This window comes from Streptomyces sp. NRRL B-3229, assembly GCF_000719505.1.
Lineage (GTDB): Bacteria > Actinomycetota > Actinomycetes > Streptomycetales > Streptomycetaceae > Streptomyces > Streptomyces griseorubiginosus.
The window spans coordinates 187,815-212,028 of the sequence record NZ_JOGP01000020.1 but is presented as its reverse complement, the minus strand read 5'-3'; the positions used below and the strand labels follow the sequence as shown (position 1 = coordinate 212,028).

The window sequence follows — 24,214 nt, the reverse complement described above, 5'->3', positions numbered from 1 at the left end:
TGATGAGCAGCTCCGGCAACGGCTCGTGATACTCCGAGCGCGTCCGGACCGCTGTCATGGTCACACCGACGCGGTCGTCGAATACCCGCCTCGGTCTCCAGTATCCGTACGAGATCGAAGAGGGCTCCGCGATGGCTGTCGAAGTTGCTGTCCTGCTAATCCTCGGCATCGTGATCGTCTTCTCATGCCGTGGCGGTGGGCTCAAAGCGGGTCACGCCGTGGTGTGTACGGTCTTCGGCCTCTACCTCGCCGGCACCCACAGCGTCGGACCGTTCGTGCAGGACGTCACGGCGTCCCTCGCGAAGTTCCTGTCGGGGCTGAGGCTGTGAGCACGCTGCCTGTGTCCATGAGGGCAGTGGCACAGGACGGGATCATCGGAATCGTGGCGGCCAAGCCGCCCTACCTCGTCGATCCGGACATGAAGTCGTCGCAGCCTCGCGAGTCGGTGTAGCCACAGGAACCCCAAGTCGTCATCCCCTGAGGAACAGCTCCGGAGGAGCCGGGGCGGCAGGCAGAGAATTCCCAGCCGTTGAGCTCGGGCCAGTTACGCATCACGCAATTCAGCCCCTACTGGTGTGCGCCCAAAAGCGGCCACAGCATCCATCTAATTCGACCAGCAGGAAGGTGTTTCCGTGATACCCATGCATCATCTCATCGTGGTCGGTTTCGATGAGATCGTCGCCAACAAGTACCTGCCGTGCATTCGCGATGCCATCAAGTCCGGCCACATCGACTCCTATTCCATCATCGACTTGGAGTCGCAGCGGACGGAAATCGACAGGCGCATACAGGCGGCGAGTGTGAAGCCGCGCGGAGTCGTTTACCTGCCGGATTCCGGCGACCGTGTACGGGAGACACCGCAAGAGCTCATTGCGGCCGCCGTCCAACGCCTGCGAGTACCCGGCGTGCCGACGAAGGTGTACATCGCCACGGAGGTACGGGCTCACGAGGCATACCTCCGGTTCTGCGTGGAGAACCACATCAGTTCGCTGGTCGAGAAGCCCGTACTGGCTCCGGTTGTCGACGGCCGGTTCAAGCCGTCGTACATCACGAAGACCATGGAGGAGCTCATCGGTGTTGCTGCCGACTCCCCCGCGGAGCACTCGGTGATGACGCTGAGCCGGTACCACCAGATCTACAACGAGAAGGTCGTTGCGTCGCTCAGGGAGCGGATGGAGCGGTGGGAAGCGCCCCTGACTTCCTTCCATCTCCGGGCCGCCGGCGGTGTGTGGAACCTCCAGCGGGAGTTCGAGAGCCGCGATGATCACCCGTACAAGTACGGCTACGGGATGATGATGCACGGCGCGTACCACTACGTGGATCTCGCGACCCAGATCCTGTCGCTCAACGCGGAAGTGTTCCCCGAACGCCAACTCAAGCTGGAAGTCAGCTCCTTCGGCGCCTTTCCGATCGACCAATACCAGCGCATCTCGCAGCCGATCGCCAGCGGGTTCCAGGACGGCGGTGCGCGGTGGTCTTCGGACTCGGATGAGGGCTTCCGTTTCGGCGAGACCGATGTGACCTCCGCGTTCCGCCTCGTGGATGCGGCGACGGGGAGGACCATCTCGCTCGGGACCTTGTCCTTCGAGCAGACCACCCCCTCCATCCGGAGCTGGGGCGAACTCCCGGACGGCCTCTACAACGTCAACGGCCGCACGTCGAGCGTCGATCTGGAGGCCCAGCTGTCGACGCTGTTCTCCACTCACGTCCACTGCTACGACATCCCGCGCGGCGTCAGCGCGGACGGGATCGACGCCTTCGCCCGCGTCACCACACGCGCCAACGCCGCGCTTCTCCCCGAGGAGCAGTACGTGTCGGAAGAGTCGTTCGACGGGCTGTTCCACAGTGACAGCAACCGCCAGCTGATGGAGCACTGGCTGCGCGGCTCCGAGCAGCGCAGTTCCCTCGCGAGCCATCTGCGGCCCATGCAGGTCACCGAGGCCCTCGCCTCGTCGGTGCTCACCCCGGGGCGCCTGGTCGCGGTGCCCTTCTAGGCACCGGCTGCTCCAAACCAACCAGGTCACAGAGGAGTTACCCATGAATCAGCCAGTTTCGAGGGCATCCGTGCATGCCTTCTACGCGGACGCGATCCTGCGCGGCCGGAACACCGCGGAGAACCTCCAGGCCGCCACCTCGGAGCGGTTCAACACGCTCCTGGAATCCATCGGAGACGGGACCCCACGTACCGCGCTGGATCTGGGGTACGGGGCTGGCACCTACACCATCGCCTTAGCGCGCGCAGGATTCCGAGTCGTAGCCGTCGATCAGATCCCCAGCAACCCGCTTCTTCAGCGGATCGACTACGGAAGTGATTGGGCCCACCGGATCGAAGCACGGGAATGCCTCGCCGAACACTTCGCCTTCGATGAGGACTTCGGAGTCGTCGTCGCCAAGGACGTCCTGCATTACCTCGCGAGACGCGACGTCGAGTCCCTCCTCGCCAGCGCGATCGCTCACGCGCGCGGGGCGAACTACCACTACCTCGAAGTCTTCACGGGGATCACCCGCAGGTCCGCGGACGGCCGACTGCTGCGTATCGAAGGGGAGGCCGACTACTCACCGGACGCCTTCCGACAGGTCATCGAGCGGATCTACGACGGCTGGGATCTCACGGTGCTGTGGTCCGAGCACGCCGAACAGGACAGCCGGACCGGACGCAACTGCTTCGAGGCGACCCGGGCCACCGTCATCGCCGCCAACCGGACAGCCTGATCGTGGACAGGGAGAATGCCGTGAAGTCGTGCATGCCCGAGGGGATCAGCTTCGTCATCCCCTGCTTCAACTCCGGGGGCTACCTCCTGGAGGCCGTCGAGTCTTTGATCCAGCAGCCCCACACGTTCCCGTACGAAGTCGTGATCGTTGATGACGGCTCCGACGACCAGCCCACGCTTCGTGCCGTCGCGCAGTGCGCTGAGCGCGCCGGGGTCCGTATCGTCCGCCAGGAGCACAGCGGGCACCATGCCGCCAGGAACGCCGGCATCAACGCCGCGTCCTTCGCGTACGTGATGCAGCTCGACGCCGACGACCGGCTCGCCACTGAACCCGAGCTGCTGAAGGCCGGCAGCTACCCGGACCGAGCCGTCAAGCTCCTCAAGACGCACCAGCACGTCGCCTTCGTCCACACCATGTCGCGGATGATCGGCGACTTCGACGGGCTCACCATCTCCTCCTACCCGTGCCGCGAAGAACTGGTCCTGCGCAAGCACCACGTGCCCACGTCGATCGTCTACCGCCGCGATGACGCCGTTCACGGCGGTCTCTACGACCCGGACGTACGGAAGTGGGGGGACTGGGCGTTCGCCGTGAACCTCCTGGCCGGGCGGTTCCGCAGAGGAGAGGCCAACCACATCGTGTGCATCGCCGGCCCGCTGCACGAATACCGGGTCCACTCGCGCACACGACGGGTCTCCAACGCCGAGATCTCCGAGTTCGACATGACCCTGCTGGTGGTGGAGAAGAACCTCGACCTGTTCCGGCACCACTTCAACCGCGATGACACGGCTGAGGACATCACGCGCCTCGTCCTCGCGTCGAAGCCTTCCCGGCTCGTCGACCTGATCCGGATGGCCGAGTTCGACCTCGAACAGGCCCTGAAGGTCGCCTGCCAGCGGCAGTTCTCGCTGTCGAGCCCCTTCGAGGGCTTGGGAATTCCGTAGCAGTGCCCAACGTATGAAGGAAGCCCCGGACGATCGTCCGGGGCTTCCTTCACTGCTCTGGCTACTACGCCGGCGGCAGGTTGCTGATCTGGTTCTGCAGCCGGACGATGTCGCCTTCGGCCTTCGCGAGACGGGTACGGATCTTCTCGACCACGTTGTCCGGCGCCTTCGCCAAGAACGCCTCGTTGCCGAGCTTGGCCTCTGCCTGGGCCTTCTCCTTCTCGGCCGCGGCAAGATCCTTGGCCAGCCGCTTACGCTCGGCCGCGACGTCGATCGTGCCGGAAAGGTCGAGCGCGACTGTGGCGCCGGCGACCGGGAGGGTCGCCGTGGCACTGAAGCCGTCACCCTCCGGCTGGAGCCGGAGCAGCTGACGGATGGCGGCCTCGTGGGCGGCGAGCTGCGTACCCGACAGGTCCAGACGCGCTGGAACCTTCTGACCGGGCTGCAGCCCCTGGTCGGAGCGGAAGCGCCGAACCTCGGTGATCACCTGCTGGAGGCTCTCGATCTCCGCCTCGGCCGCGGCATCGCGGAACCCGCTGTCCGTCGGCCAGTCGGCGATCACGACGGACTCACGGCCGGTGAGCGTGGTCCACAGCGTCTCCGTCACGAACGGGACGATCGGGTGCAGCAAGCGCAGCGTCACGTCCAGGACCTCGCCCAGGACGCGTGCCGAGACCTTGGCCGCGTCGCCGCCGGCCATGAACGTCGTCTTGGACAGCTCGACGTACCAGTCGAAGACCTCGTCCCACGCGAAGTGGTACAGGGCATCAGCGAGCTTCGCGAACTGGTAGTCGTCGTAGTACGCGTCCGCCTCGGCCACGACGGTGTTCAGCCGGGACAGGATCCAGCGGTCCGTCGCCGAGAGCTGCTCGGCCGGAGGCAGCTCGCCCTCGACCGTGGCGCCGTTCATCAGCGCGAACCGGGTCGCGTTCCAGATCTTGTTGGCGAAGTTCCGGGACGCCTGGACCCAGTCCTCGCCGATCGGCACGTCGGTACCGGGGTTGGCGCCCCGCGCGAGCGTGAACCGCAGGGCGTCGGAGCCGTACTTGTCCATCCAGTCCAGCGGATTGACCGTGTTGCCGAACGACTTCGACATCTTCTTGCCGTGCTCGTCACGGACCATGCCGTGGAAGGCGATGGTGTGGAAGGGAATCTCGCCGTCCATCGCGTACAGGCCGAACATCATCATCCGGGCGACCCAGAAGAACATCAGGTCGTAGCCGGTGACCATGGCCGAGTTCGGATAGAACTTGGCCAGGTCCGCGGTCTTCTCGGGCCAGCCCAGCGTGGAGAAGGGCCACAGACCGGACGAGAACCAGGTGTCGAGGACGTCGGTGTCCTGCTCCCAGCCCTCGCCGCTCGGCGGCTGCTCGTCGGGGCCGACACACACCGTCTCGCCGTTCGGGCCGTGCCAGACCGGGATCCGGTGGCCCCACCACAACTGCCGTGAGATGCACCAGTCGTTGAGGTTGTCGACCCAGTCGAAGTACCGCTGCGACAGGTCGGCGGGGTGGATGTCCACCCGGCCGTCGCGGACCGCGTCACCGGCGGCCTTGGCGAGCGTCTCGACCTTCACCCACCACTGCAGAGACAGTCGCGGCTCAAGCGTTGTCTTGCAGCGCGAGCAGTGGCCCACCGAGTGGACGTACGGCCGCTTCTCGGCGACGATCCGGCCGTCGGCGCGCAGCGCGGCGACGATCGCGGAACGTGCCTCGAAGCGGTCAAGTCCCTCGAAGGGGCCGTGGACGGTGATGACGCCGCGCTCGTCCATGACGGTCAACGACTCCAGGCCGTGCCTCTGGCCGATGGCGAAGTCGTTGGGGTCATGGGCGGGCGTGACCTTGACGGCACCGGTACCGAACTCCGGGTCGACGTGCGTGTCGGCGACGACGGGGATGGTGCGGCCCGTCAGCGGCAGCGCGATGCGCCTACCGCCGAGGTGCTTGTAGCGCTCGTCGTCGGGGTGAACGGCGACGGCGGTGTCACCGAGCATGGTCTCCGCACGCGTGGTGGCGACGACGACCGTGTCGTCCCCCTCGCCGTACTTGATGGAGACAAGCTCGCCGTCGTCGTCCTGGTAGTCGACCTCGATGTCCGAGATCGCCGTCAGGCAACGCGGGCACCAGTTGATGATGCGCTCGGCGCGGTAGATCAGGCCGTCGTCGAACATCCTCTTGAAGACGGTCTGGACGGCACGGGACAGGCCCTCGTCCATGGTGAAGCGGTCACGGCTCCACGCGACGCCGTTACCCAGGCGCCGCATCTGCCCGGCGATCTGCCCGCCGGACTCCGCCTTCCACTGCCAGACCCGCTCGACGAACGCCTCACGTCCCAGGTCGTGGCGGGACTTGCCTTCCTTGGCGAGCTCCCGCTCGACGACGTTCTGCGTCGCGATTCCGGCGTGGTCCATGCCGGGCTGCCACAGCGTCTCGTAGCCCTGCATGCGCTTGCGGCGGGTGAGGGCGTCGATCAGCGTGTGCTCGAAGGCGTGGCCGAGGTGGAGGGAACCGGTGACGTTCGGCGGCGGGATGACGATCGTGTAGGCGGGCTTGTCGCTCTTCGCGTCAGCCTCGAAGTAACCGCGCTCTACCCAGCGCTCGTACAGCGTCCCCTCTACCTCGGCCGGCGTGTACTGGGTCGGCAGTTCGGGGGCGCTGTTCGGCCCGCTGTTGGGGCGCTGAGTGTTGTCGGTCACGACGGCCATTCTATGGGCCCGGCGTCCCTACGCTTGCCTGGCTTTTCGCCTCAAGATCGACAGGGGGCAGGGCATGCAAAAGGCCGCACGGATGCGATTCAAGTGTGACCAAGAACACTCCCGTACGGCCACTCTCAGCTTACCGCCTTCGGAGCCAGCCTTCTGCAGGTGGTGGCGAATTGCCTAGTTGGAGGGGCTCGTCGCTGGCTCGGCTGCGGCTGCGTACTGCGATCCGGAGCACTGCCGGGGATGGTCGTATAGGTCGCGGCCGTCGGGCGCCCCGCCGATACGGCTTGCCGGACTAACTCGGTGCCCAGGAACCCGGACCCACCCATGATTCAGCGGCGTCATGAGGCGACACCCCGGACCGGTCAGGGCCCGGTGATGGCGAGAAAGTGGGCGGAGGCGTCGGTGAGGGCCGCGTGCGGTTCCGCGATGCGCGCCGCGGCGAGGGCCGCTTCGTATATGTCCGTGCCCATGAGGTTGGCGCTGGTGTACTTCTCGATGGCCTTGACCGCCACCCAGCCGGGTCCTTCGATTCCGTAGAGGATGGGATCGGTAAGACCGGCCTCCGCGACCTCCGCGCGCAGCTCGGAGGAGGTCTGGAAGTAGGCGACAGTGAAGCCACGCTGTCCGGCGTAGCGGCCCTCGGCCAGGGTGGCACGGACCCCGTCCTGGATCGCGGACTCGGTGATACCGGTGGTCGCGATGTAGTCGAGGAGGGGTGAATAGCGGGAGATCGCCGCTGCGGCGATGAGTCCGCCAGGCCGGGCCACGCGGGCCGCCTCCGTCAGCGCGGAGATCCGGTCGGTCTTGTCGTGGAGGTGGTAGAGCGGGCCGAGAAGCAGAACGACGTCGTACGTCCGGTCCGCGGCGGTGAGGCGGCGGGCGTCGCCCACCTCGGCCGTCACGCCGTCGATGGAGGCTGCCTGGGTGACGTGCTTGGGGACGGGGTCCACGACATGCACCGTGTAGCCGTCGCCGGCCAACCACCGGGCGTGCGTTCCGGGACCACCGCCGACATCGAGCACGCGGGCCGGTGCCGGCGGGAGGTGACGGCGCAGTAATTCGCGGGTGCGCACGAACTCCAGGGTGCCTGCGGCGGTGGTCTGCAGTCGTGCGGCTTCGTCGGACCGGGTGTAGAAGTCGATGATCTCAGGGCGCACGGTGGGGTTGCTCGTCATCGGGGCGTCCTCGTAAGCAGGGGCTGTCGGTGTCCGGCAGAGTAGGGGGGACAAGGAAGTGATCACTTTGATTTTCGGAGCCCTGCGACGGTCTGGCCCCACCGCCGCTGCCGCAGTGCCCGGCCCAGCCTGACCAGGGCAGGGCCACGCATTCAGTCCTGGACCAGTTGTCCGTTGCCAGCGAAGTTAGTCGCTGTGTCAGTTAACGCAGTCGCCTCACCCGTCCGGGCCGCCAGCTCACGCGTCATGAAGGGGTTCGGGCCGAATGAAGTCCTCCGGATCTTGACTAACTCGCATCTCGCTTGTCCGTCTGGGGGGCAACTCCACCCCGACCAGAGGCGTGTCGTCCGGATGGTGGAAGACCGCGGATCGCGCGCCGAACGCGAATCGCTGATTGAAGTCCTGGGCTAGTGCCGCAGTCGGCGACCCCGTGCGATCCGAAGCTCCGGGAGCCGACATCAGCAGCACCACCTGCCTGTCGAGGGGAATCGCGACACCAGCGGCTGTTGCCAGGCCCACGCCCATCCAGCGCGGTGTCCGAGGGTCACGTATGAGAGTCACGGGGTGGTCGGATGTGATCAACTTTTTGCGCTTGAAGCGGTACAGCACCCAACCGCGCTGCATAAGGACTTCAGCTGCCGCCGGGATGCCCCTGGCCATGCTCGCCAGGTGGTGCACGACCGGGGGCTTCACGGCGTAGCTGGAGAAGTCGGTCTTCTCAGCCCACTTCCGTTCGACCTCTTCGTCAGAGACCGGTCCGTCAGACTCCGCTTCGAGCCGTTCGCGTAGCCCCTTCTTTCCCTCGATCGCCAACGTGGTCTTCGTCAGGTGGTCGAACACCTCGTTGGCGGCCTGCCTCCTGGCCGGGACCCGCAAGAACTGTGCAGCGACCCAGATCGTCATCGTCTTTCGTTCGGCTGCGGGCAGCGGCCAGCAGTGGTCATCGACCACCATTCGGAGCACGTGGGCGGCTTCCCCCTCCATCTTGGAGAGTGCGACCTCGACAGAGTCATCCAGCTGTCCGGAGTCGTCGGGGAACGAGTAGAAGTCGTTGCGTACGGCAACGTCCTTGATGCCGCATGGGCGGGGAGTTTGCTCGATGTCGATGGGGACACGCATGATCCGCTCATCCACGTCGGCGAACCGCTTCAAATAGAACCGGGGCACAGTGTGTTGCCGTCGGCTCGACGGTCGCTGCCTGTCTGGCTCTCCCATAGTCCGACGGTACGTCTCTCCTGCTAGGCATGCATCACATGCCTAGCAGGCTTGCACGGCCGCCCTCAGCAAGATCACTTGACAAGCCTGGACAGCGATCGCAGGTGCGGCTGACGTCCCGCTGAACTACGACTGGGTTGACTGACACAACGACTAACTTCGCTGATGTAGGTTCTCACTTTCGATGTCAGGCGCCGACGCTATGACCTGGACGTTCCCCTCCAGTCTCACGACGTGTCGGCAGGCGGCTGTCTCAGATCGATGTCATTTCCTCAGACTGCCCAGTCGGCTGCGCCGGACCTCATGAGCCTGCATCGGCGGCCGTCCGTTCCATCCACTTCCGCACCTTCACTGCTTGCTCGATGCGGTTGACGATGTCCTTCTTGGATGCCGTGTCCAAGGTCTCCGGAATCTTGTCGAAGGTGTCGGGAAGTACGTCGAGGAGACCCCAGATCTGCTCGCCGGTGCTGACGGTCAGCAGTTGCTGGCACCTCCACTGCAGCGGCACCTCGGGACGGTGCGTGAGCCGCTGCACGAGTGTCGGGAACAGGTAGTGCGTCGCTTCTGCGGCGAGGTGCTCTCGTAGCCAAGTGACCGGGAGCCGCTGGCTGAAGCCATGCATGGCGGCCTCCTGGGCCAGGTCCAGGAGCTCAGCGGTGTCGACGGCTCGGACGGTGCGGGGAAGGGTCGGGGTCATGTCGCGATGATGCCAAGAAGCCAGTGCGGCGCCGAGAGGTCAGCTGGGCCGGGATGCGATCTGCTGACGAGCAGGGCCCCAGACGTCCTCGAACTCCTCGAAGGTGAGTTGTTCGGAGTCGTGGCCTTTCCATTCCGAGACGGGCAACTCGGCGGTGATCCCCAATCTGCTGTCGTAATCACCGAGGCGGCCTGCGTCGCGGGCCCGCTGCCACTCGGCGAGGGAAGCAGCTGCGATCGGGATCAGCTCTGGCCCTTCGAGTTCGACCTGCCGGATCACCCAGCCCTCGGCGTCGACCTCGAAGTAAAACCAGGTGTCTTCCTCGTCCCAGTAGCAGCGCATCCATGTGGTCACCAGGCCATGATGCCGGGCCAGATGCGCCGCCCTACTCCGCTCTGTCTCATGACTGGGCGATGAATCCTGCGGATCGGTCGAGCTGGAAAGGAGAACCGACCCGGGTTGGATCCCAGCCTTGATCCCGTGCCTCTCGAATGCTGGCAGCAACGTGAGCCGGACGAATGGGCTCCGTCTCGACGCCCAGCCAGTTGCTGGGATGGGCCTGACCGCTGGTGACGATCAAGGTCGTGCCCGGCTGGCTGCCGCTGGCCGCTTCAACCGCATAGGTCAGCGGTGTCCAGCAGAGGTGCATGTAGGAGGGCTTCCTGCGGATCCGCCAGCGGTACTCGATCCCGTCAACGGTTATGCGCCGGGAACCCTTCTTGTTCAGCGCCATCTTCGCCTCCTCCGCTGTGGGACTCTGCTGTGTCGCCGCGGTCGCGAAAAGCAGGTTGCACGCGAACGTACCGAACGTTGTCGCCGACAAGCGCCTTCGGGACTACGGATGGGTTGATCAGCCCATAATTGGAGTCAGTGCCGAGCGACCCGGCGCATCGCACCCGCCTCGGGTGCGCTCACCGCGATCGGAGAGCATCGTGAAGAACAGCCCGTTGTGGCGAGTGGTTGACAACGAGAGTGGTAGCCAGTCCATCGTCAGCACGCCTTCCGAGGCGGTCGCGTTCGTCAACAGCCGGTTCGACACCGATGACGACGACGAGCCGTTCAGCATCACCGAGGTCGGTCCTCTCCTTCCGAAGCCGCTCGGGGTCATCACCGTATGGGCCGCCGAGAAGGACGGTGAGCGAACCGACGGGCGTACTGCCCCGATCACCATCAGGCCGGTTGTGACGGACAACGCCGGCGAGTGCGATGACGTGGTGCTCTGGCGCGACGTGTACGTCTCCTGGGACCACGACATGTACACCGTCGAGGAGCCGGACAGCTCCGAGTACAGCGAGGCTTACAGCGCTGCCGAGTTGAGCGCGATCCTCGACGAGTACGCCGACGACTACGAGTACGCGCCTGAAGGGCCCGACAGCCACAGGTGGCCGAAACCGGAAGAGTTGATCACCTACGGCGCCCAGGAGTGCGCCAAGCGGTTCGGGCACCTCGACGACGACGCCCTGCTGTGGTTCGCTGCTACCCGCATCACGCTCGCGGTGTGGCGCAACACACCCGTCGAGAACTGGCATGCCGGGAAGAGTCCGCTCCACGACGGCACAATGATGCGGATCAACACGGCAACCACCCGACTCGTGCGCTCGATGCTGTCGTTCGACCATGTCGACTGGATCGGTCTCGGTCTCGCGATCGTCAACCCGTCCCGGATTCTACCGACCGGGCAGTCTGTTCTCGAGCTCGGGCTGGCCTGCCACAACCCTGACGACCCAGCGCACGAGGCTGATCCGCGCGAAGAACTCGCGGAGATGGCACAGGACGCGATCGCTTGGGGGCGAGCGTACTGCCTTCGCGAGAAGAAGTTCGGCCTGCGAACCCTGATCGAATTCTTCTGCGCGTCCGACAACGGCTGGTTCGGAACACCGAGTTGGGGGCGCATCGTCGATCGGTTCACTACGGCTGTCGACGACCGGGAGAATGCGCACTGGCACGTGCACCGAGACAAGCCTTGGTTCGACGAGTGGTTCACCAACCGCCCGGCCGACATTGCGGACACCACGGAACTTCGTCGGCTGCTCCATGCCGGGCCCGACCTGCTGTCCGAGGAGGCCGCCGAATGGTGCGTGGATGGTGCCATCGGCTACGTCTGCCGGGACGACCACGCGAACGGCTGCCTGCAGTGCGACATCCCGCTGGCAACGGGGTCCCCCAACGAGTGAACGTGGGCACCAGCGTAGAAAAGCAGCAACCCACTGACCGCGCTCTCTCTTGCCTACTGCGACCTGCGAATCTCAGCATGGTGTCGGATCCGACTTCCATCCGACACCGACCGTGAGATTCCGACACGGAATTTGAGATCCCACAGCTGACAACGGACCCCAGTTCGCCGGGGGCAGACAGGAAAGATCCCGAAAGGACTGGTGCGGCACGGCACGGCATGTCAACGTACAACGCCTGCCGGAAGAACTGACGTCCGAGCCTACGGAGGCGCCCCTGCACCCGCACCACCCCAGTGACCCTTCTCGTTCCGATATGCCAGACCCGATGTACTGGGTCACTCCGTGCCACCTTGCCGGTGACGACGGAGCGCTTGCCGAGCGGATCGGCGACACCCTGACCGGCCTCGGCTGGCGTATGTGGCCCACCTCCCGTCACACGCTGCTGTGTGTGAACCCGGACGGGCTGAGCGGCGCCGAGTGGATTCTCGCGGCCTACCCGTTCGAGCTGGGCGGACTGCCCGTTGCTTGGCAGCTGAGCGCCCGCCCGCATGCTGCCTCCGCGATGACGGAGTGGAACGCGTACTTCACCTCCGGCGTCCCGTACGAGGCGCTCGCCGATCTCATTGTCGCGCTCGACGCCCGTGAGGTGCCGGACGCTGGCTTCGAAGGGCCCGAGACGGTCCTCAACGCACTCGGTGCCCAAGGCTGGATCCGTGACGTGGACTGTCCCCTCACCACCGCCATGGACCCCGGGTTCTCCGCCACCGTCTCCCTGGGACTGCAGCCGCCGCTTGTCCAGGACGTGGATCCGCACCCTGACTTGATGGGGTGGCAGGCGTGGGCGGAACCCGTTCTCGGCGCCCCATATCTGTGGTGTGCCAGCTTCAGCGCGAGTGTCCCGCATGACCTGGTCGCGGCATTCGCCTCCTCGCTCGCCTCACCGGTCCCGGTGCCCCGCCGCACCGTGCCCAAGAGCGCGGAGGGCCTGCTCAACGTCGTCCGCCGCAGCTGAAGATCTGTGCCCTGCAGTGCTTGTTGTGCTGTTCGGCGCCAATTCCCCTGAGTGCACGTTCCCCTGTGTCCGTCAGATGACAGAGATGGAGACCGTATGTTCCGACGACGTGCTCGCGCAGACCGCGAGTTCCGTGAGGCTCAACGTGAGGCGTTCGCGCTGCTGCGGATGCATGCACACGAGCTTCTGCCATTCGACATCGTCCGTGCTGAGGCGCCGATGTCGCCCGGATCGGCCTCGGCGACCACGATGCCGGATTTCCCACCAGCCGATCTGCGGGCGCCGTCCCGACAGGACGTCGAGGGAGCGATGATGCGGTGGATGCCGCCGCTCGTCATCGGCGGCGAGATCCGCGCGTGCCCGACGTGCGGCGCCTACCGGGACTGGATCGTCTTCTGCCTTCGCGACGACTCGGTGTGGCTGCGCTGCCGGGCCGGCCACATGGTGCTGGAGCCTCGTCTGGACGCGGCCTGGTACAACCGCAACTCCGGTCCGGTCGATCACTGGCACCCCACCTTTGAGGACGGGTTGCGCCACCTCGGCCACTGACCCCCGAAACCCCATTCCCTGCCCCTGCATTTCGCCGGTGCCGGAGACCCGGCTGGTCAGACCGTTCGTTCCGTAGCAATTTTGGGGTTCCGCATGCGCCTTCACACCACGACTGTTCGCAGCCTGAGCGCCCTCGCCGTTCTGGCCCTGGCGGGCTGCACCACAGGCAGCACGCCCGCCGACGATCCCGTCTCCTCCGACTCCGCGCCGATGCAGCAGGAGGGCAAGCACTCCCCGGGGCCCGAGCTGTTGTCCTCGGCGGCGCTGAGCAAGCGCCTCTTGGATGAGAGCGATCTTGGCGAGGGTTACACCCGCAAGCCGCAGCAGCCCAGGCCGCAGGACGATGTCGTCGTTTCCGGTTGCCCGGCGTTGGAGAAGCTCGGCGGTGACGCGGCTGTCGGCGACAGCCTCGACTTCCCTCGCAGGGCGAAGGCGTCCTTCACCTATACGGGCGGCAGTGACTCGGAGGTGACTGAGGAGCTGTACAGCGACTCCGCCGCGAAGCTCTCCAGGGGCGTGAGCCGGATCTTCGACGCGATGATCTCCTGCCCCACGTACCAGGTTGAGCAGTGGAGCCAGCTGCTCACCTATTCCGTCGGCCGGCAGCGCAGCGTTGTCCAGCAGACGGCGATCCGTATCGCCAACATGCTGGTGGTCGTTTCCGGCTCGCCGGGCGTTGTCGACGCGCACTTGGCGAAGGCCGTTGACAAAGTACAGCGCACACGGTGACTGCAGGGGACGCGAAGGGGGCCGGTGACCGGGATGTTTTCCCGGTCACCGGCCCCTTCCTCATCTGGGGTGCGGTCGGTGCCGTCGTCTGTCAGAAGGTGTACGGGGTGAACGGACGGACGGGTTCAGTCGCCGCGTTGACCAGCCGCTGGAGCTTCAGCCGCTCGTTCTTGTTCATGATGCCGATGGCGTTGCCGAAGGACTTCTCGCAGAGCTGGTCCAGGAAGGAGGCGAGGAAGCGGTCCAGTTCCTCGGGAGCTTCGAGCCAGGTCTGCAGGTACTGGTGGTACCGATCTATTTGCTTCTTCGCCTCTTTCACCTCGTCGATGGTGGGTGCGAGAGCGGCGGCCTGTTCCGCCTTGGTGAAGGGGCCTCCATCGTGGTGGAACCAGGTCTTGGTGCCGGCGTGGTGCTTGAAGTACGCGCCGCTCAGCTGGGCGACGACGTGTCGGCGGGGTTCGGTGAGGGGAATGCGGGTGCTCCTTGTTGACGGGTGGGGCGGTCGGGCAAGACATAGGGTCCGGAGAATCCCCGGTTTCGATAACCGGGGATGTACAGCTACGATCCGTCGGCTTCGCACCGGTCCGTGGCTGCGCGTGGTGTCGTTCCTCGTGGCCCGCGCCAGGGGCTCCGGCTCAGCGGTACCGTCCGGCGTGGGATGTAGACGGCGTGTACGCGCCCGGGAGCCCGGGATCGGTCTGCGGGCCGGTCTGAGCGGGAAGGCGGCGGGCCTGCGCGGTTCGTGCGCCGGGGCCGGGTGCATGCCGGTCGCCGAGGCGCTGGATGCGCCAGACGAGGACCTCGGATGCTGACTTCGCGTCGTCCAAGGGGCGGTGCTGGGCTGCCTGCTGGAGGACGGTGGCCGGGTTGTGGCCAGCAGCTTCGGCGGCGGCGAGGGTGGTGGTGAGGGCGGGCCAGGCGTTTTCGGTGAGGATCTGTTCGGCCTGGCGGGGGAGGACCTCGTGCAGGGCGCGGACGTACCGATTCACCGTGTTGTCGGAGGGATGGTGCCTGGCGAGTGCGGCGAGGCTGGCGGGGGCTATCTGGGCGTAGGCGGTTTGCAGGTGGGTGAGAGTCTGGTGGGCGGCGGCCACCTGCTGGTCGTGGTGGTGCAGTGCGCTGTGGCGCTGGACTGCGAGGACGACGAGGATGGCGGCGTCCAAGAGCATGGCCAGCCCGGTGTGGTCCGCGGGCTGGTAGCGCATGGCCTTCAGCGCGCCCCGCAGTGCGCGGGCGTGTTGGTGGTCGGCGCGGGCGCGGGTGTGGGCGGCGTGTTCGAAGGCGGCAGCCGCGCGGTGGAGTTCGGCCTGGAGTCGGACAGGAGCATGGGCGGGTAGCGCGTATAGGACTTCGCCGAAGACGGTGAGGTGGGCCTGGACGGCGCCGTCTTCGGTGTGATCTAGGTGGTGGGGGATGCGTTCGGCGGCAGCGGTGGCCACGTGCCACGGGCTGGGGCGGTGCTGGCGAGCTGATGAGGCTGCGGTGGGCTGTGCCTCGGTGGCAGCCAGGCGCTGTCGGATCTGAGGGAGGGACAGGTCGGTGGCGAGGCTGGAGCCGGAGAACCAGATGGACGTGCCGTCGTCGGACAGGGCGACCTTGTAGCCGCCGAGGTCGCCGGATGGCAGTGTGCGGGTCTCGACCTGCAGGCCGGCATCGGTGAGCAGGTTGAAGAACTCCTCCAGATCCTTCGCGTGGGACAGCGCGGTACGTACGACGTGCCGCAGCCGCTCACGCGCGGTCTTGTCGTGGCCTCGTCGCTTGGCCTTCTCCTCCTCGGCCCGGGTGGACCGTTTCACCGCCGAGGTGCTGGCAGCAGCTTCGGGACCACGTGCAACCCGGGTGAGGCCGAAGTCCTCCTCGACGGCTTTGAGTTCGTTCATGGCGCGGCGGTAGTCGTTCCAGTTCCGCGGCCGGCGCAGATCACCGCGCACCTTGGTGGCGACGATGTGGATGTGGTCCTCCGCGTGGCGCACGGCAACCCAGCGGCAGCCGTCCGGATCGCCGTCAGGTGCGATGCCGGTCGCGTGCACCATGCGCCGGGCGATGGTGGCCCACTCGGCGTCGGTGAGGATGCGGTCCTCGGGTGCGGCGCGCACCGAGCAGTGCCACACGTGACCCTCAGGTGCCTTGTCGCCGGCTTGCTTGACCCGCAGATCCAGGGCCTGAGTGAGCTGGCCGAGCCGTTGCTTGTGGCCAGGGCTGTCCCAGGGGCCGGGGTCGGGGATGAAGTTGTCCCAGGAGGCGACGATGTGCTGGTCGGTGTGTTCGTTGGCGCGGCCTTTGTCGAAGAGGTAGGCCAGCACGCCGTAGGTTTTGTTGCCCGGCTTGACGATGTTCGCGATCACCTCAGACTGCCCACTTCTGCTCGGCTGCCCGGATGGCGGCGTCGTCGATCGCCCGGACCGTGTCGTGGGCGTCGGCGAGCAGGCGGTCCGCCCGGTGAAGGATCGCGGCGTCCACAGGTTGTGGATCGCCGTCCGCGTTGAGGCGGTGGGCGATCTGGTTGACGTTGTTGCCGATCCGGGCGATTTGAGCCCTCATCGCGGCGAGCTCGTCGATCGCATCGTCGTAGACCGTGCGCTCGGCCGCGACGGTGATCTCACCGCGGACGCGGGCCATGGTGGCGTCGGCGATGTAGCGGGCCATGGTCACGTGAGCGGTCTTCGCCGACGACTGGATGTCGTGCTTCTCGTGCGGTGCGAAGCGCGCGGTGACGTGCTCGGAGCGCTGCGCATCGAGGTTCGCACGGCGGTACGGCGCACGCTGCGTGGCCCCGACGGAGGGATCGGCCGGCTGCTCGCCCGCGCCCACCCGCTCCTGCTCCGGCACGCCCTCGTGCCGGAGCTGCTCCTCCGCCACCCCCGGGGCGGAGGAGTCCGCGATGGACCGGCCTATGGACGGTCCATCGCCATTGCTTGCTGCGCTGTCGAGGTCGGCGATCATCTCCTCCTGGGAGGTGGGGAGTTCGTGGTGCGATTCGTACATCGAGTGGTTTTCCTTGGGCGTTGGGGGTGGTCTCAGTGCGGGTGGCCGACGGGCGCCGTAGGCAGCTCAGCCTTGACGGTGCGGACCACCTCGCCGGCGGTGTCGCTGGCCACGCTGTAGCCGTCCCTGCGTACGGCCTCCTCCAACAGGTCGCGGGAGTGACGTCCGTGCTCGCGGAAGAGGTCACGGGCGTATTTGTTGAGGAGGTCCCGTGTCGCGCGCGGTTTGGAGCTCGGGCGCTTCGACTCCGCCCGCGAGGCGGGTCGCGGGTCGTTGCCCGGCGGTTCCTCGCCCGGATTTGGTTCCGGGCCGACGGTGGTGCGGACGGGCTGTTGCGGGCGGGTTTCGGGCAGGGGGCGGGCTGCCCGGTCGGCGGCGTCATCGCCCGCGACCTTGGAGGGCGAGGCGCCCGAAAATTCTGCCCGCTCTCTTGCCGTAGCCCGCGGGCGGGCCGTCGCGGAGCCACCCCTCGTGCGTGCAGCGGTGTCGGGCCAGCGGGCGGGCAGCGGGACGGTGGCCAGGGCGAGGGCCTGTTGGCGGGTGGCGAGCTTGCGCAGCAACAGCTCGTCCTGGCGCTCGTCGCGGTCGACGTCAGCCTGCTCCAGGGCCTGGTGCAGGCGGCGGGTGAGGCGCCGGCCTCGCCACTTGGTGCGTTTCTCGGATGCCATGCACTCTGCCCGGAGGATCAGCGTGACGGCCCGGTCAAGGGCGCGGTCGCGGATGATCCGGGCGGCATCCGCGTCCCGGTCGGCAATCCCCAGACGAGCCAGCAGCCGTTCGCGTGCCTGTCGGGTGAGGAGGGCGGTCAGGCTGCGGGAGTCGGCGTGCGGGCTGCGGTGGCGCAGTTCGATGCCCATGGCCAGGTGCCAGAGCACTGCCGCCAGGACCGGGCCGACGAAGGCCCGCACAGTTCCGCCGACCAGCCCGGACTCGGCGTAGGCGGGCACGATCTGCACGCAGGTGATCACCCAGGTGAGAGTGCCGGGCACCCCAGGCGCCTGCTTGGGGCCGTTGAGGTTCGCCCGCGCCATCAGCGCGGTGGCGAACAGCGCCAGTTCGGCGGCGGCGAACATCGCGGCGCGCTCGACGGCGCTGCCCATGTCGAGGTAGTCGGCGGCGAATCGCCAGCTGGTGTCCGCACTGTAGGCGGTACAGCCGATCGCGGCGACGGCGGCGACCGGGATCGCGGCGGTGCTACGGCGCCGTCCAGCGCTCGGCTTCCGTCGGTACTTCCGCAGGGACCATGCGGCGGACAGTACGACGACGAGCAGAGCCGCGATGGCAGCAGGCGCAGGGAACCAGTGCGGCAAGGCGGGCATGCCGATGGCGTTGGCGCTGATGAGCGTGGTGGGGCCAGGGGTCATGCAGAGGCTCTCCAAGGGCCCCGGGCGTTCGAGGGCAGGCGGAAGCCCGGGGGTGAGGTGGTGGGACGGGAGGGACCGCGGGCCGTTCAGATAGTGGGCGCGGTGCGGCGTCGGTCGGAGCCGGGGAGGATGACCCGCTCGGTCATCTCGGCGAGGCGGGAGGCGACGCGGTCGCCGAGCGCGGTGCGCAGCTCGGCGGTGGGGAGGTTGGTGGTGATGAGGGTCGGGAGCATGTGCTCGTACCGGTGGTTGATGAGCCGGTAGGTGAGCTCCTCGGTCCACTCGCTGGTCTTGGCCGCGCCGAGGTCGTCCAGGAGCAGCAGTGGGCAGCGGGCCAGCGTCTGCAGTTCCCGTTCGCCGTCGTGGCCGGCGCGGGGGCGGAGCCGCGCGTGGAGGTCGGCGCTGGTGGTGGCCTCCCAGCGCAGGCGGACGCCCCGGGTGAGCAGGGCGCGGACGGCACCGTATGCCTGGTGGGTCTTGCCGGTGCCGGTGGGGCCGGCGATCAGCAGCGACGGGCCCTCGGAGATGCCGGGGCCGCCCGGTCCGGGGCGTCCGGCGTCGGCGATCTGGTCGGCCCAAGCGGTGATCTGGGGGTGGTCGGCCAGGGCGCGGCGGTAGCGGGCGGGGATGCGAGCGTCGGCGAGCTCCAGTGCCGTGATGGGCTCGGCGGACGGCTCCGCGGCGACGGTGCGGGGGTCGATGCCGCGGCCGGCCAGGATGCCGTTGAGCCGGTCGGCTATCACACCGACCTGGCGGGGCTCGCGGGTGAGGGTGGCGGTCAGAGGTCACCTCCGTAGGCGGCTGCGGTGTTCGCAGGGTTCGTCCACGCCCTGTGGGCGGTGTGCGCAGGGGTCGCGTTCATGACCTCGTGGACGAGGCTCGGCAGGAGGCTCGGGGACAGGCCCTTGGCCCGGTGGCGATCGAGCCCGGCCCGGATGTGGGCGGGGGCGATGCCCTCGCCGAGGAGCTTGTGCATCTCCCGGCCGAGATGGCCCAGGACGCCCTTGGGCGGGCGGTGAGCGCAGGCAGCGATGTACTCGGCCATCAGCTGCTGAGCCGAGACGGTGTCAGGCGCGGGGGCGCTCGCGCCCCCCCGAAGGGGAACTTCCTAGATCCATGGTCCTAGGTCCTAGATCCGTACCGTGAGATGTCACTGCTGCCTCACTGACCGCTTCGTGATCCTTCACGGAGGACCCCGTGAAGCGATCCTGACCTGCGACTTCGCTCTCAAGCCCCGGATTCAGTGCGGACTCCCGGACCTCGCCGGAGCCCTCAGTGAGGACTGCGTGAGGCGGCAGCGAGTACTCCGTGACACCGGCGCCCACGGCAGGAGCCGACGCGACCGAAGCGTCGTGAACCGGGCAGCTCGGGAGGCGGCTCTTGCTCGCCCGGTTGATCTTCTGATGCTGGTGCCAGGTCACGACGTGCAGGTACCGCTTGTGATCCGGCCCCTTGTAGCGGCAGATCAGTCCCGCGTCGGCGAGCTGGGCGAGGTCCGTCTCGACATCGGACGGGGTGTGCTCCGGGCGCAGCACCCACAACTGCCCGGCGATGATCGCGGCGTGGTCGCGGTGGCGGCCCTGGTCGTCGGCCTGGGTGAGCAGGCCGACGAAGGTGCGCTCGGCGGTCAGGGAGACGACGGCCAGGGACTCGGAGACGAAGGCTTCGGGCTTGATGGTGCGGATTCGTGCCAAGTGCGGGGCGGTCCTCACTCGGTGGCCTGTGCGTGGACATCACGGCTCACCGTCGGTCGGGGCGGGATTCGAGGGGGTGTTGGCGCGGACGCGCGCCGGGATGCGATTGCGTTTCCGGGGTGTCGTCAACATAGCCACACCCCAGTCGCGCAAGTCCAGCCCTATCCGGCGCAATCTCTCACGGCAGAAAGGCTGCGAGAATTGGGGCTCGGTGGCGGGCGGGGGGAAAACCGTAAGGCACGATCGGCCGTTGACCAAATAGTTGCCCGGACCGCCGAGCCAGAAGCATCACATTGGCAAGCCGTTGACGAGCCGCAGACGGGGAAGCTACAACACAAAACCGCACGTCATAATCGTGATCGGCGCGCTTTTCCGTGCATCTTCCCGACTCCACGAACCGCATCCCAGCGAACGACGCGAGCGCAACATAGACCACGATCGCCGGTTACCCAAACCGGCGAATGCACCTTTTAATTGGAGCCATGCCCCCACGCCCACTGGAAGTCGGACCCGCAGGAATGCAGGCGGCCCGCACCATCGAAATGCTCCGAACCGAACGCGGCCTGTCGCAACGCCAGTTGGCCGACCGCGTGACCGCTTTCGGCCACCCGATGTCCAACACCAGGCTGTCCCGCATCGAACGCGCCCAACGCCGATGCGATGCCGACGACCTCGTCGCGATCGCCGAAGCCCTCCTGGTCTCGCCTCTCATGCTGTTGCAGGGGCCGACCGCCACGTGACGAGGACCGCTCGGCACCGCTGACCGAGCACGCCCCCACCCAGTAAGGACCCGCCCTTCTTGCACCACTCCGACATACCCCCTGCCCTCGTAGGACGCCTTCCCGGCACCGAGGGCGGAGCCCCCTTGCCTCGTCTCTACCGCCCCGAAGAAATCGCCGAAGCGCTCGGCTGCTCCGCCTGGTGGGTCAAGGACCGGGCCCGACGCGGACTTATCCCGCACACTCGCGTCGGCCGCGCCTACCGCTTCACCGCCGTGCACCTCGCCGAGATCGTCCGCCTCCACGAAGAGCGCCCGAAGCGATCCGTCAGCAGCGCGCCGGCGAGTCGGCCAGCGACAAGTCCTCCTGCGGTACGAACTCGTGCCGCGCCGTCTCCTGAGGCGACTACGGCCCGGACGCCAGGGCGTCTGCGGGCTCGACCGCCGCGCCGCACCCAGTACGAGACCGTCGCGTAGCGCGCCCGCACCCAGTCACAAGCCGAGAGCAGGGGAGGAAGACGGAAGTTGGGTTTCGCGGAGAAGCGCGGAAACTACTGGCGTGGCCGGTACAAGACCGCGCCCGGCAAGCACCTCACGGTGGTTGACGACAACGGCAAGGCGATCCGGTTCGCCACCAAGGGCGAGGCACAGCGCGCCGCGAGCGAGGCCGAGAACAAGTACCGGCGCGGCGACTGGCGCGACCCGGCACTCGGCCAGGAGACCTTCGGCGAGTACGCGAACCGCTGGTACGAGGCCCAGGACCTGGCCGCCTCGACCATGCAGAACTACAAGCGCCACATCGAGGAGCACCCGACTTCGAGGACAAGGCGCTCGCCGGCGTCCTGCGCACGGACGTCGACCTGTGGGAGAAGAAGGAGAAGGCCGTCTACGCGGCTTCCAGCGTCAAGACCTGGCGCTCGACGCTCCACCTGATCTTCGAGGACGCGATCGACGAGGGCCTGATCACCTCGAACCCGGCCGCCAGACGGCGAGGACGTGGCAAGCGCGCCGGCCGTTCCCGTGACCGTGGCCCGGAGAAGGTCGTCACCGATCCGCTCGGCATCCTGCTGACCGCGGAGCGCGCCGCCCTGCTCTCCGGCCGTGACGACGAGTTCGTCGCCGTCGTCCTCAAGGGCTACACCGGCATGCGCTGGGGCGAAATCGTCGGCTTGGAGACGGAGTTCGCCCGCCCGGGTGCCGTTCGCGTCGAATGGCAGCTGTACGAACTCGACACCGGTGAGCTGGTTCGCTGCCCACCCAAGGACGACAGCTACCGCACCATCGACGTGATGGACTGGCTGTCGGCCCTGGTCGCCAACCACGTCGCCCGCACGAAGCCGAAACCCTGTTTGTGCCACGGCAAGACCTACGTTTTCCGGGGCCAGGGCACGGCCCGCACCGGCGGCCACCACGGCGCAAAGCTCGTCGACGTCGCACGCCGAGCCGAAGTCTCCACCGGCACGGTGTCCAACGTCCTCAACCACCCCGACCGCGTCACCGAAGCCAAGAGGGCCAGGGTGGAACAGGCCATCGCAGACCTGGGATTCGTGCGCGGCGGCGCGGTACCGCAGCACGCAGCCCACTGGCGCCGAAACGGCTTCGCCACCTGGCTGTTCACCCCGGCGGTCTCCGGCTGGTACCCGAAGAAGGCACCGCAGGAAGCCCGACCCGTACCGCTCCTCGGCGGACCGTGGCCCGGCGTCCCAGCCCGAGGGCGTGGCGCCAGCGACCGGGCCGACGCCTGCTGGCTCCCGATCGCCAAGGGCCTCACACCCCACGGCCTCCGTCACACCCACCGCACTGTGATGGAGGACCTGGGCACCGAGAAGGTCCTCATGGACGACCGCATGGGCCATATCGACGGCTCGGTCTCGGCGCGCTACGCCCACGTCACACCCGGAATGCGCAAGCGCCTCATGCTCGGACTGACCGAGCAGTGGGAGGCGGCACTGGACACCCGCCTGGCGATGAGCCCCACGTCACCAGTGCGCGTACTCAGTGAACTCCTGCGCGCACGCAGGGAGGCCCGCAGCCTGGCGACGCCTGGATGAAGGGCGCGATACCTGTGCCTCGCGATCACCGTGCGGGGCAAAGGTGCTTCCTCCGTGCGACAGCCATTTCGACCGCCGGGGATCAGACGGCGAAGGCTTGACCGCAAACGAGGCAGTGATACGGGCCCGACCCTTCTTCAGGGACCTTTATCGGCTCGTACGAGTGGCAGGGGGACGTCACGATGACCATGTCATCAGGCTCGGTGAGTGGAGCCGGTACGTCCGGTGCGTCGATGCCGCCTTTGAAGTCGAACTTCACGTGCTTGCTGCTGGCGCCCTTGAACGCGTCCCGTAGCCCCTGCTCGAACTCTTGCGTGGCTGCGGGAAGAGCCATGCCTCGGGCGTATTCGAGTTGCTCCCGTGTCCACCAGGAGTCCATTCCAGCGGGCTGCCCGCACAGGGGGCAGTGGTAGGCCGCAGGGGTGGATTGCTCCTCGGCCTCCTCGTTCGCTGGACCGTGATGCCACTTGAACTGCCGTACGCAGTGAGGGCATTCACGTCGGAGGAAACCGTCGTGATCCAGAGGAAAGGTCAACTGGATGTTCATGTCCCGCTCCGCTCACGAACTCGTCGATCTCGATTGGTGTGCCATCGACGGTCTTGGCAGTGATGGTGATGGTGAAGTACGAGTTCGAGCGTGACGCGAGAGAGTCCGACGACATGCGCCCCACGCGCACGGACTTGCCTTCGGGCAGCTTCGGGACAGGGAATTCCTCGGCGTTTCGCGTGATGAGCCCAACCTTGGCATCAGCGTCGACGTCTAGCTCGTAGACATCGCCGGGACCGTGGTTGGTGATCTCGACAGCGTCGATCTTGTTGCGCCCATTGTCGATGTACCGGGCCTTCAGCCGGGGCGTGCCCGCCGCCTGAGAAGACGGCAGTTTCCGGCCCAGCGGAAGCCCACCGCCCGGAGGAACGGGTGGAGTCAGGTCGCCGGCCTCGTGCCAGTCCGTCCCTGTCAGCCGGACAGCACATCCTGCGGTTTGCAGGCGGGTCGCGAGGTCCTGCCGCTTCTTGACGCTGTTGTCGAGGCGGACGACATGTCGGCCGTGGATGTCGCTGAAGACCTTCACCTGTCCGAGTTCCACGATCACAGTGCGGTCCGCGTCGCGGCCCATGGCCATGCCTGCTTCGAAGAGCACGTTCGGGCGGGGCTGCATCTGCGGGTCGCACTCTGGATCGCCTGGGTGAGTCAGGCTCTCGTGCAGGTAGGTGACGTCGTCCGGGGTCTGCAGGACGACGACGGCCTGGGCGCTACCGAATGCCGCATCGAGAATCTCGCCGATGTACGGGGACCCCTTGCCCGTCATGCGGCCTGCTTCCGACCACTCGATCGGGTCGAGGCCGATGGCCCGCAGGAACTCGAACAGTCCCCGGCGTGCCCGATCGTTGCGCCCGTGGATCACGAACACTCTTCGGAGATCTACCCCACGCCCGTCGTCTGTTGTGGTTGGCATGCCTTGCTCCCTGCTGATGTACGAGAGACCTGTG

Annotated in this window: 23 protein-coding genes and 3 pseudogenes; 11 read left to right on the top strand and 15 right to left on the bottom strand. The window is 67.1% G+C overall.

Translation table 11 applies throughout. The features are described from left to right. Window positions 1-56: 56 nt before the first annotated feature. The 4 genes from IF54_RS0129520 to IF54_RS40590 all read left to right on the top strand — a co-directional run bounded on the left by IF54_RS0129520 (window position 57) and on the right by IF54_RS40590 (window position 3,656). Window positions 57-329, top strand: coding sequence for a hypothetical protein (locus IF54_RS0129520; protein WP_051735578.1), 273 nt, complete (start codon window positions 57-59; stop codon window positions 327-329). Window positions 330-641: 312 nt separating this feature from the next. After that, the gene (locus tag IF54_RS0129510) at window positions 642-1,994 is read left to right on the top strand and encodes a hypothetical protein (protein ID WP_030324172.1); all 1,353 of its coding nucleotides are present in this window, start codon (window positions 642-644) and stop codon (window positions 1,992-1,994) included. A gap of 43 nt (window positions 1,995-2,037) precedes the next feature. Further along, window positions 2,038-2,712 carry a class I SAM-dependent methyltransferase gene (locus IF54_RS0129505; protein ID WP_078852150.1) on the top strand — a complete coding sequence of 225 codons (675 nt, stop codon included), beginning with the start codon at window positions 2,038-2,040 and terminating at the stop codon, window positions 2,710-2,712. A 20-nt stretch (window positions 2,713-2,732) separates the two neighbouring features. Continuing rightward, window positions 2,733-3,656, top strand: a complete 924-nt coding sequence (locus IF54_RS40590; RefSeq protein ID WP_051735577.1) for a glycosyltransferase family 2 protein — start codon at window positions 2,733-2,735, stop codon at window positions 3,654-3,656. Between the two features lie 64 nt (window positions 3,657-3,720). Here the strand turns inward: IF54_RS40590 and IF54_RS0129495 are convergent, their stop codons facing one another. The 7 genes and pseudogenes from IF54_RS0129495 to IF54_RS41550 all read right to left on the bottom strand — a co-directional run bounded on the left by IF54_RS0129495 (window position 3,721) and on the right by IF54_RS41550 (window position 10,180). Further along, a complete protein-coding gene (locus tag IF54_RS0129495; protein WP_030324162.1) occupies window positions 3,721-6,351 on the bottom strand; it encodes a valine--tRNA ligase in 2,631 nt (876 codons plus the stop codon). A 233-nt stretch (window positions 6,352-6,584) separates the two neighbouring features. Continuing rightward, window positions 6,585-6,686: pseudogene (locus IF54_RS43635) on the bottom strand (dTDP-4-dehydrorhamnose reductase); the annotation flags it as partial. A gap of 36 nt (window positions 6,687-6,722) precedes the next feature. Further along, window positions 6,723-7,535 (bottom strand): class I SAM-dependent methyltransferase, encoded by an 813-nt coding sequence (locus IF54_RS0129490; RefSeq protein ID WP_030324160.1) that lies wholly within the window; start codon window positions 7,533-7,535, stop codon window positions 6,723-6,725. A gap of 237 nt (window positions 7,536-7,772) precedes the next feature. Then, on the bottom strand, window positions 7,773-8,750 hold the full coding sequence (locus IF54_RS0129485; RefSeq protein WP_078852148.1) for a DUF4238 domain-containing protein: 978 nt from the start codon (window positions 8,748-8,750) through the stop codon (window positions 7,773-7,775). A 301-nt stretch (window positions 8,751-9,051) separates the two neighbouring features. Further along, window positions 9,052-9,447: a hypothetical protein gene (locus IF54_RS0129480; protein ID WP_030324157.1), complete on the bottom strand. Its 396-nt coding sequence runs from the start codon at window positions 9,445-9,447 to the stop codon at window positions 9,052-9,054. A gap of 39 nt (window positions 9,448-9,486) precedes the next feature. Then, window positions 9,487-9,789, bottom strand: a complete 303-nt coding sequence (locus tag IF54_RS0129475) for a hypothetical protein (RefSeq protein ID WP_037820770.1) — start codon at window positions 9,787-9,789, stop codon at window positions 9,487-9,489. A gap of 58 nt (window positions 9,790-9,847) precedes the next feature. Further along, complete coding sequence (locus tag IF54_RS41550; protein WP_078852147.1) at window positions 9,848-10,180, bottom strand: hypothetical protein; 333 nt, start codon at window positions 10,178-10,180, stop codon at window positions 9,848-9,850. A gap of 199 nt (window positions 10,181-10,379) precedes the next feature. Here IF54_RS41550 and IF54_RS0129470 point away from each other — a divergent pair, with 199 nt between their 5' ends. The 4 genes from IF54_RS0129470 (at window position 10,380) to IF54_RS0129455 (ending at window position 13,911) form a co-directional block, all read left to right on the top strand. Beyond that, window positions 10,380-11,621: a hypothetical protein gene (locus tag IF54_RS0129470; RefSeq protein WP_030324155.1), complete on the top strand. Its 1,242-nt coding sequence runs from the start codon at window positions 10,380-10,382 to the stop codon at window positions 11,619-11,621. Between the two features lie 325 nt (window positions 11,622-11,946). After that, window positions 11,947-12,633, top strand: coding sequence for a DUF317 domain-containing protein (locus IF54_RS0129465; protein WP_078852146.1), 687 nt, complete (start codon window positions 11,947-11,949; stop codon window positions 12,631-12,633). Between the two features lie 96 nt (window positions 12,634-12,729). Further along, window positions 12,730-13,182 (top strand): hypothetical protein, encoded by a 453-nt coding sequence (locus IF54_RS0129460; RefSeq protein ID WP_030324151.1) that lies wholly within the window; start codon window positions 12,730-12,732, stop codon window positions 13,180-13,182. A gap of 93 nt (window positions 13,183-13,275) precedes the next feature. Continuing rightward, window positions 13,276-13,911, top strand: a complete 636-nt coding sequence (locus IF54_RS0129455; protein WP_030324149.1) for a hypothetical protein — start codon at window positions 13,276-13,278, stop codon at window positions 13,909-13,911. Between the two features lie 91 nt (window positions 13,912-14,002). On the opposite strand, the gene IF54_RS41545 is transcribed toward IF54_RS0129455, so the two are convergent. The 6 genes and pseudogenes from IF54_RS41545 to IF54_RS39855 form a co-directional block, all read right to left on the bottom strand. Then, complete coding sequence (locus IF54_RS41545) at window positions 14,003-14,230, bottom strand: hypothetical protein (protein ID WP_051735575.1); 228 nt, start codon at window positions 14,228-14,230, stop codon at window positions 14,003-14,005. 316 nt (window positions 14,231-14,546) lie between these two features. After that, window positions 14,547-16,256 carry a relaxase/mobilization nuclease domain-containing protein gene (locus IF54_RS0129445; protein WP_030324147.1) on the bottom strand — a complete coding sequence of 570 codons (1,710 nt, stop codon included), beginning with the start codon at window positions 16,254-16,256 and terminating at the stop codon, window positions 14,547-14,549. 1 nt (window position 16,257) lies between these two features. Further along, the gene (locus IF54_RS0129440) at window positions 16,258-16,896 is read right to left on the bottom strand and encodes a plasmid mobilization protein (protein WP_030324146.1); all 639 of its coding nucleotides are present in this window, start codon (window positions 16,894-16,896) and stop codon (window positions 16,258-16,260) included. Window positions 16,897-16,928: 32 nt separating this feature from the next. Further along, entirely contained in the window at window positions 16,929-18,260 is a 1,332-nt protein-coding gene (locus tag IF54_RS0129435) for a hypothetical protein (RefSeq protein ID WP_030324145.1), read from the bottom strand. 86 nt (window positions 18,261-18,346) lie between these two features. After that, entirely contained in the window at window positions 18,347-19,042 is a 696-nt protein-coding gene (locus tag IF54_RS0129430) for an ATP-binding protein (protein ID WP_030324144.1), read from the bottom strand. Beyond that, a pseudogene (locus IF54_RS39855) lies at window positions 19,039-19,954 on the bottom strand (hypothetical protein). Before IF54_RS39855 ends, IF54_RS0129430 begins: the two are co-directional and overlap by 4 nt. A 482-nt stretch (window positions 19,955-20,436) precedes the next feature. On the opposite strand from IF54_RS39855, the gene IF54_RS0129420 reads away from it, so the two are divergent. The 3 genes and pseudogenes from IF54_RS0129420 to IF54_RS39850 all read left to right on the top strand — a co-directional run bounded on the left by IF54_RS0129420 (window position 20,437) and on the right by IF54_RS39850 (window position 22,723). Next, on the top strand, window positions 20,437-20,694 hold the full coding sequence (locus IF54_RS0129420; RefSeq protein WP_030324142.1) for a helix-turn-helix domain-containing protein: 258 nt from the start codon (window positions 20,437-20,439) through the stop codon (window positions 20,692-20,694). Between the two features lie 74 nt (window positions 20,695-20,768). Then, window positions 20,769-21,149, top strand: coding sequence for a helix-turn-helix domain-containing protein (locus IF54_RS43630; protein ID WP_078852158.1), 381 nt, complete (start codon window positions 20,769-20,771; stop codon window positions 21,147-21,149). A 48-nt stretch (window positions 21,150-21,197) separates the two neighbouring features. Then, a pseudogene (locus tag IF54_RS39850) lies at window positions 21,198-22,723 on the top strand (LacI family DNA-binding transcriptional regulator). An 82-nt stretch (window positions 22,724-22,805) separates the two neighbouring features. Here IF54_RS39850 and IF54_RS43625 read toward each other — a convergent pair. Both IF54_RS43625 and IF54_RS40580 read right to left on the bottom strand, forming a co-directional pair. Further along, window positions 22,806-23,057, bottom strand: a complete 252-nt coding sequence (locus IF54_RS43625; RefSeq protein ID WP_234439088.1) for a hypothetical protein — start codon at window positions 23,055-23,057, stop codon at window positions 22,806-22,808. A 160-nt stretch (window positions 23,058-23,217) separates the two neighbouring features. Beyond that, entirely contained in the window at window positions 23,218-24,129 is a 912-nt protein-coding gene (locus IF54_RS40580; protein ID WP_234439087.1) for a TIR domain-containing protein, read from the bottom strand. Window positions 24,130-24,214 lie beyond the last annotated feature (85 nt).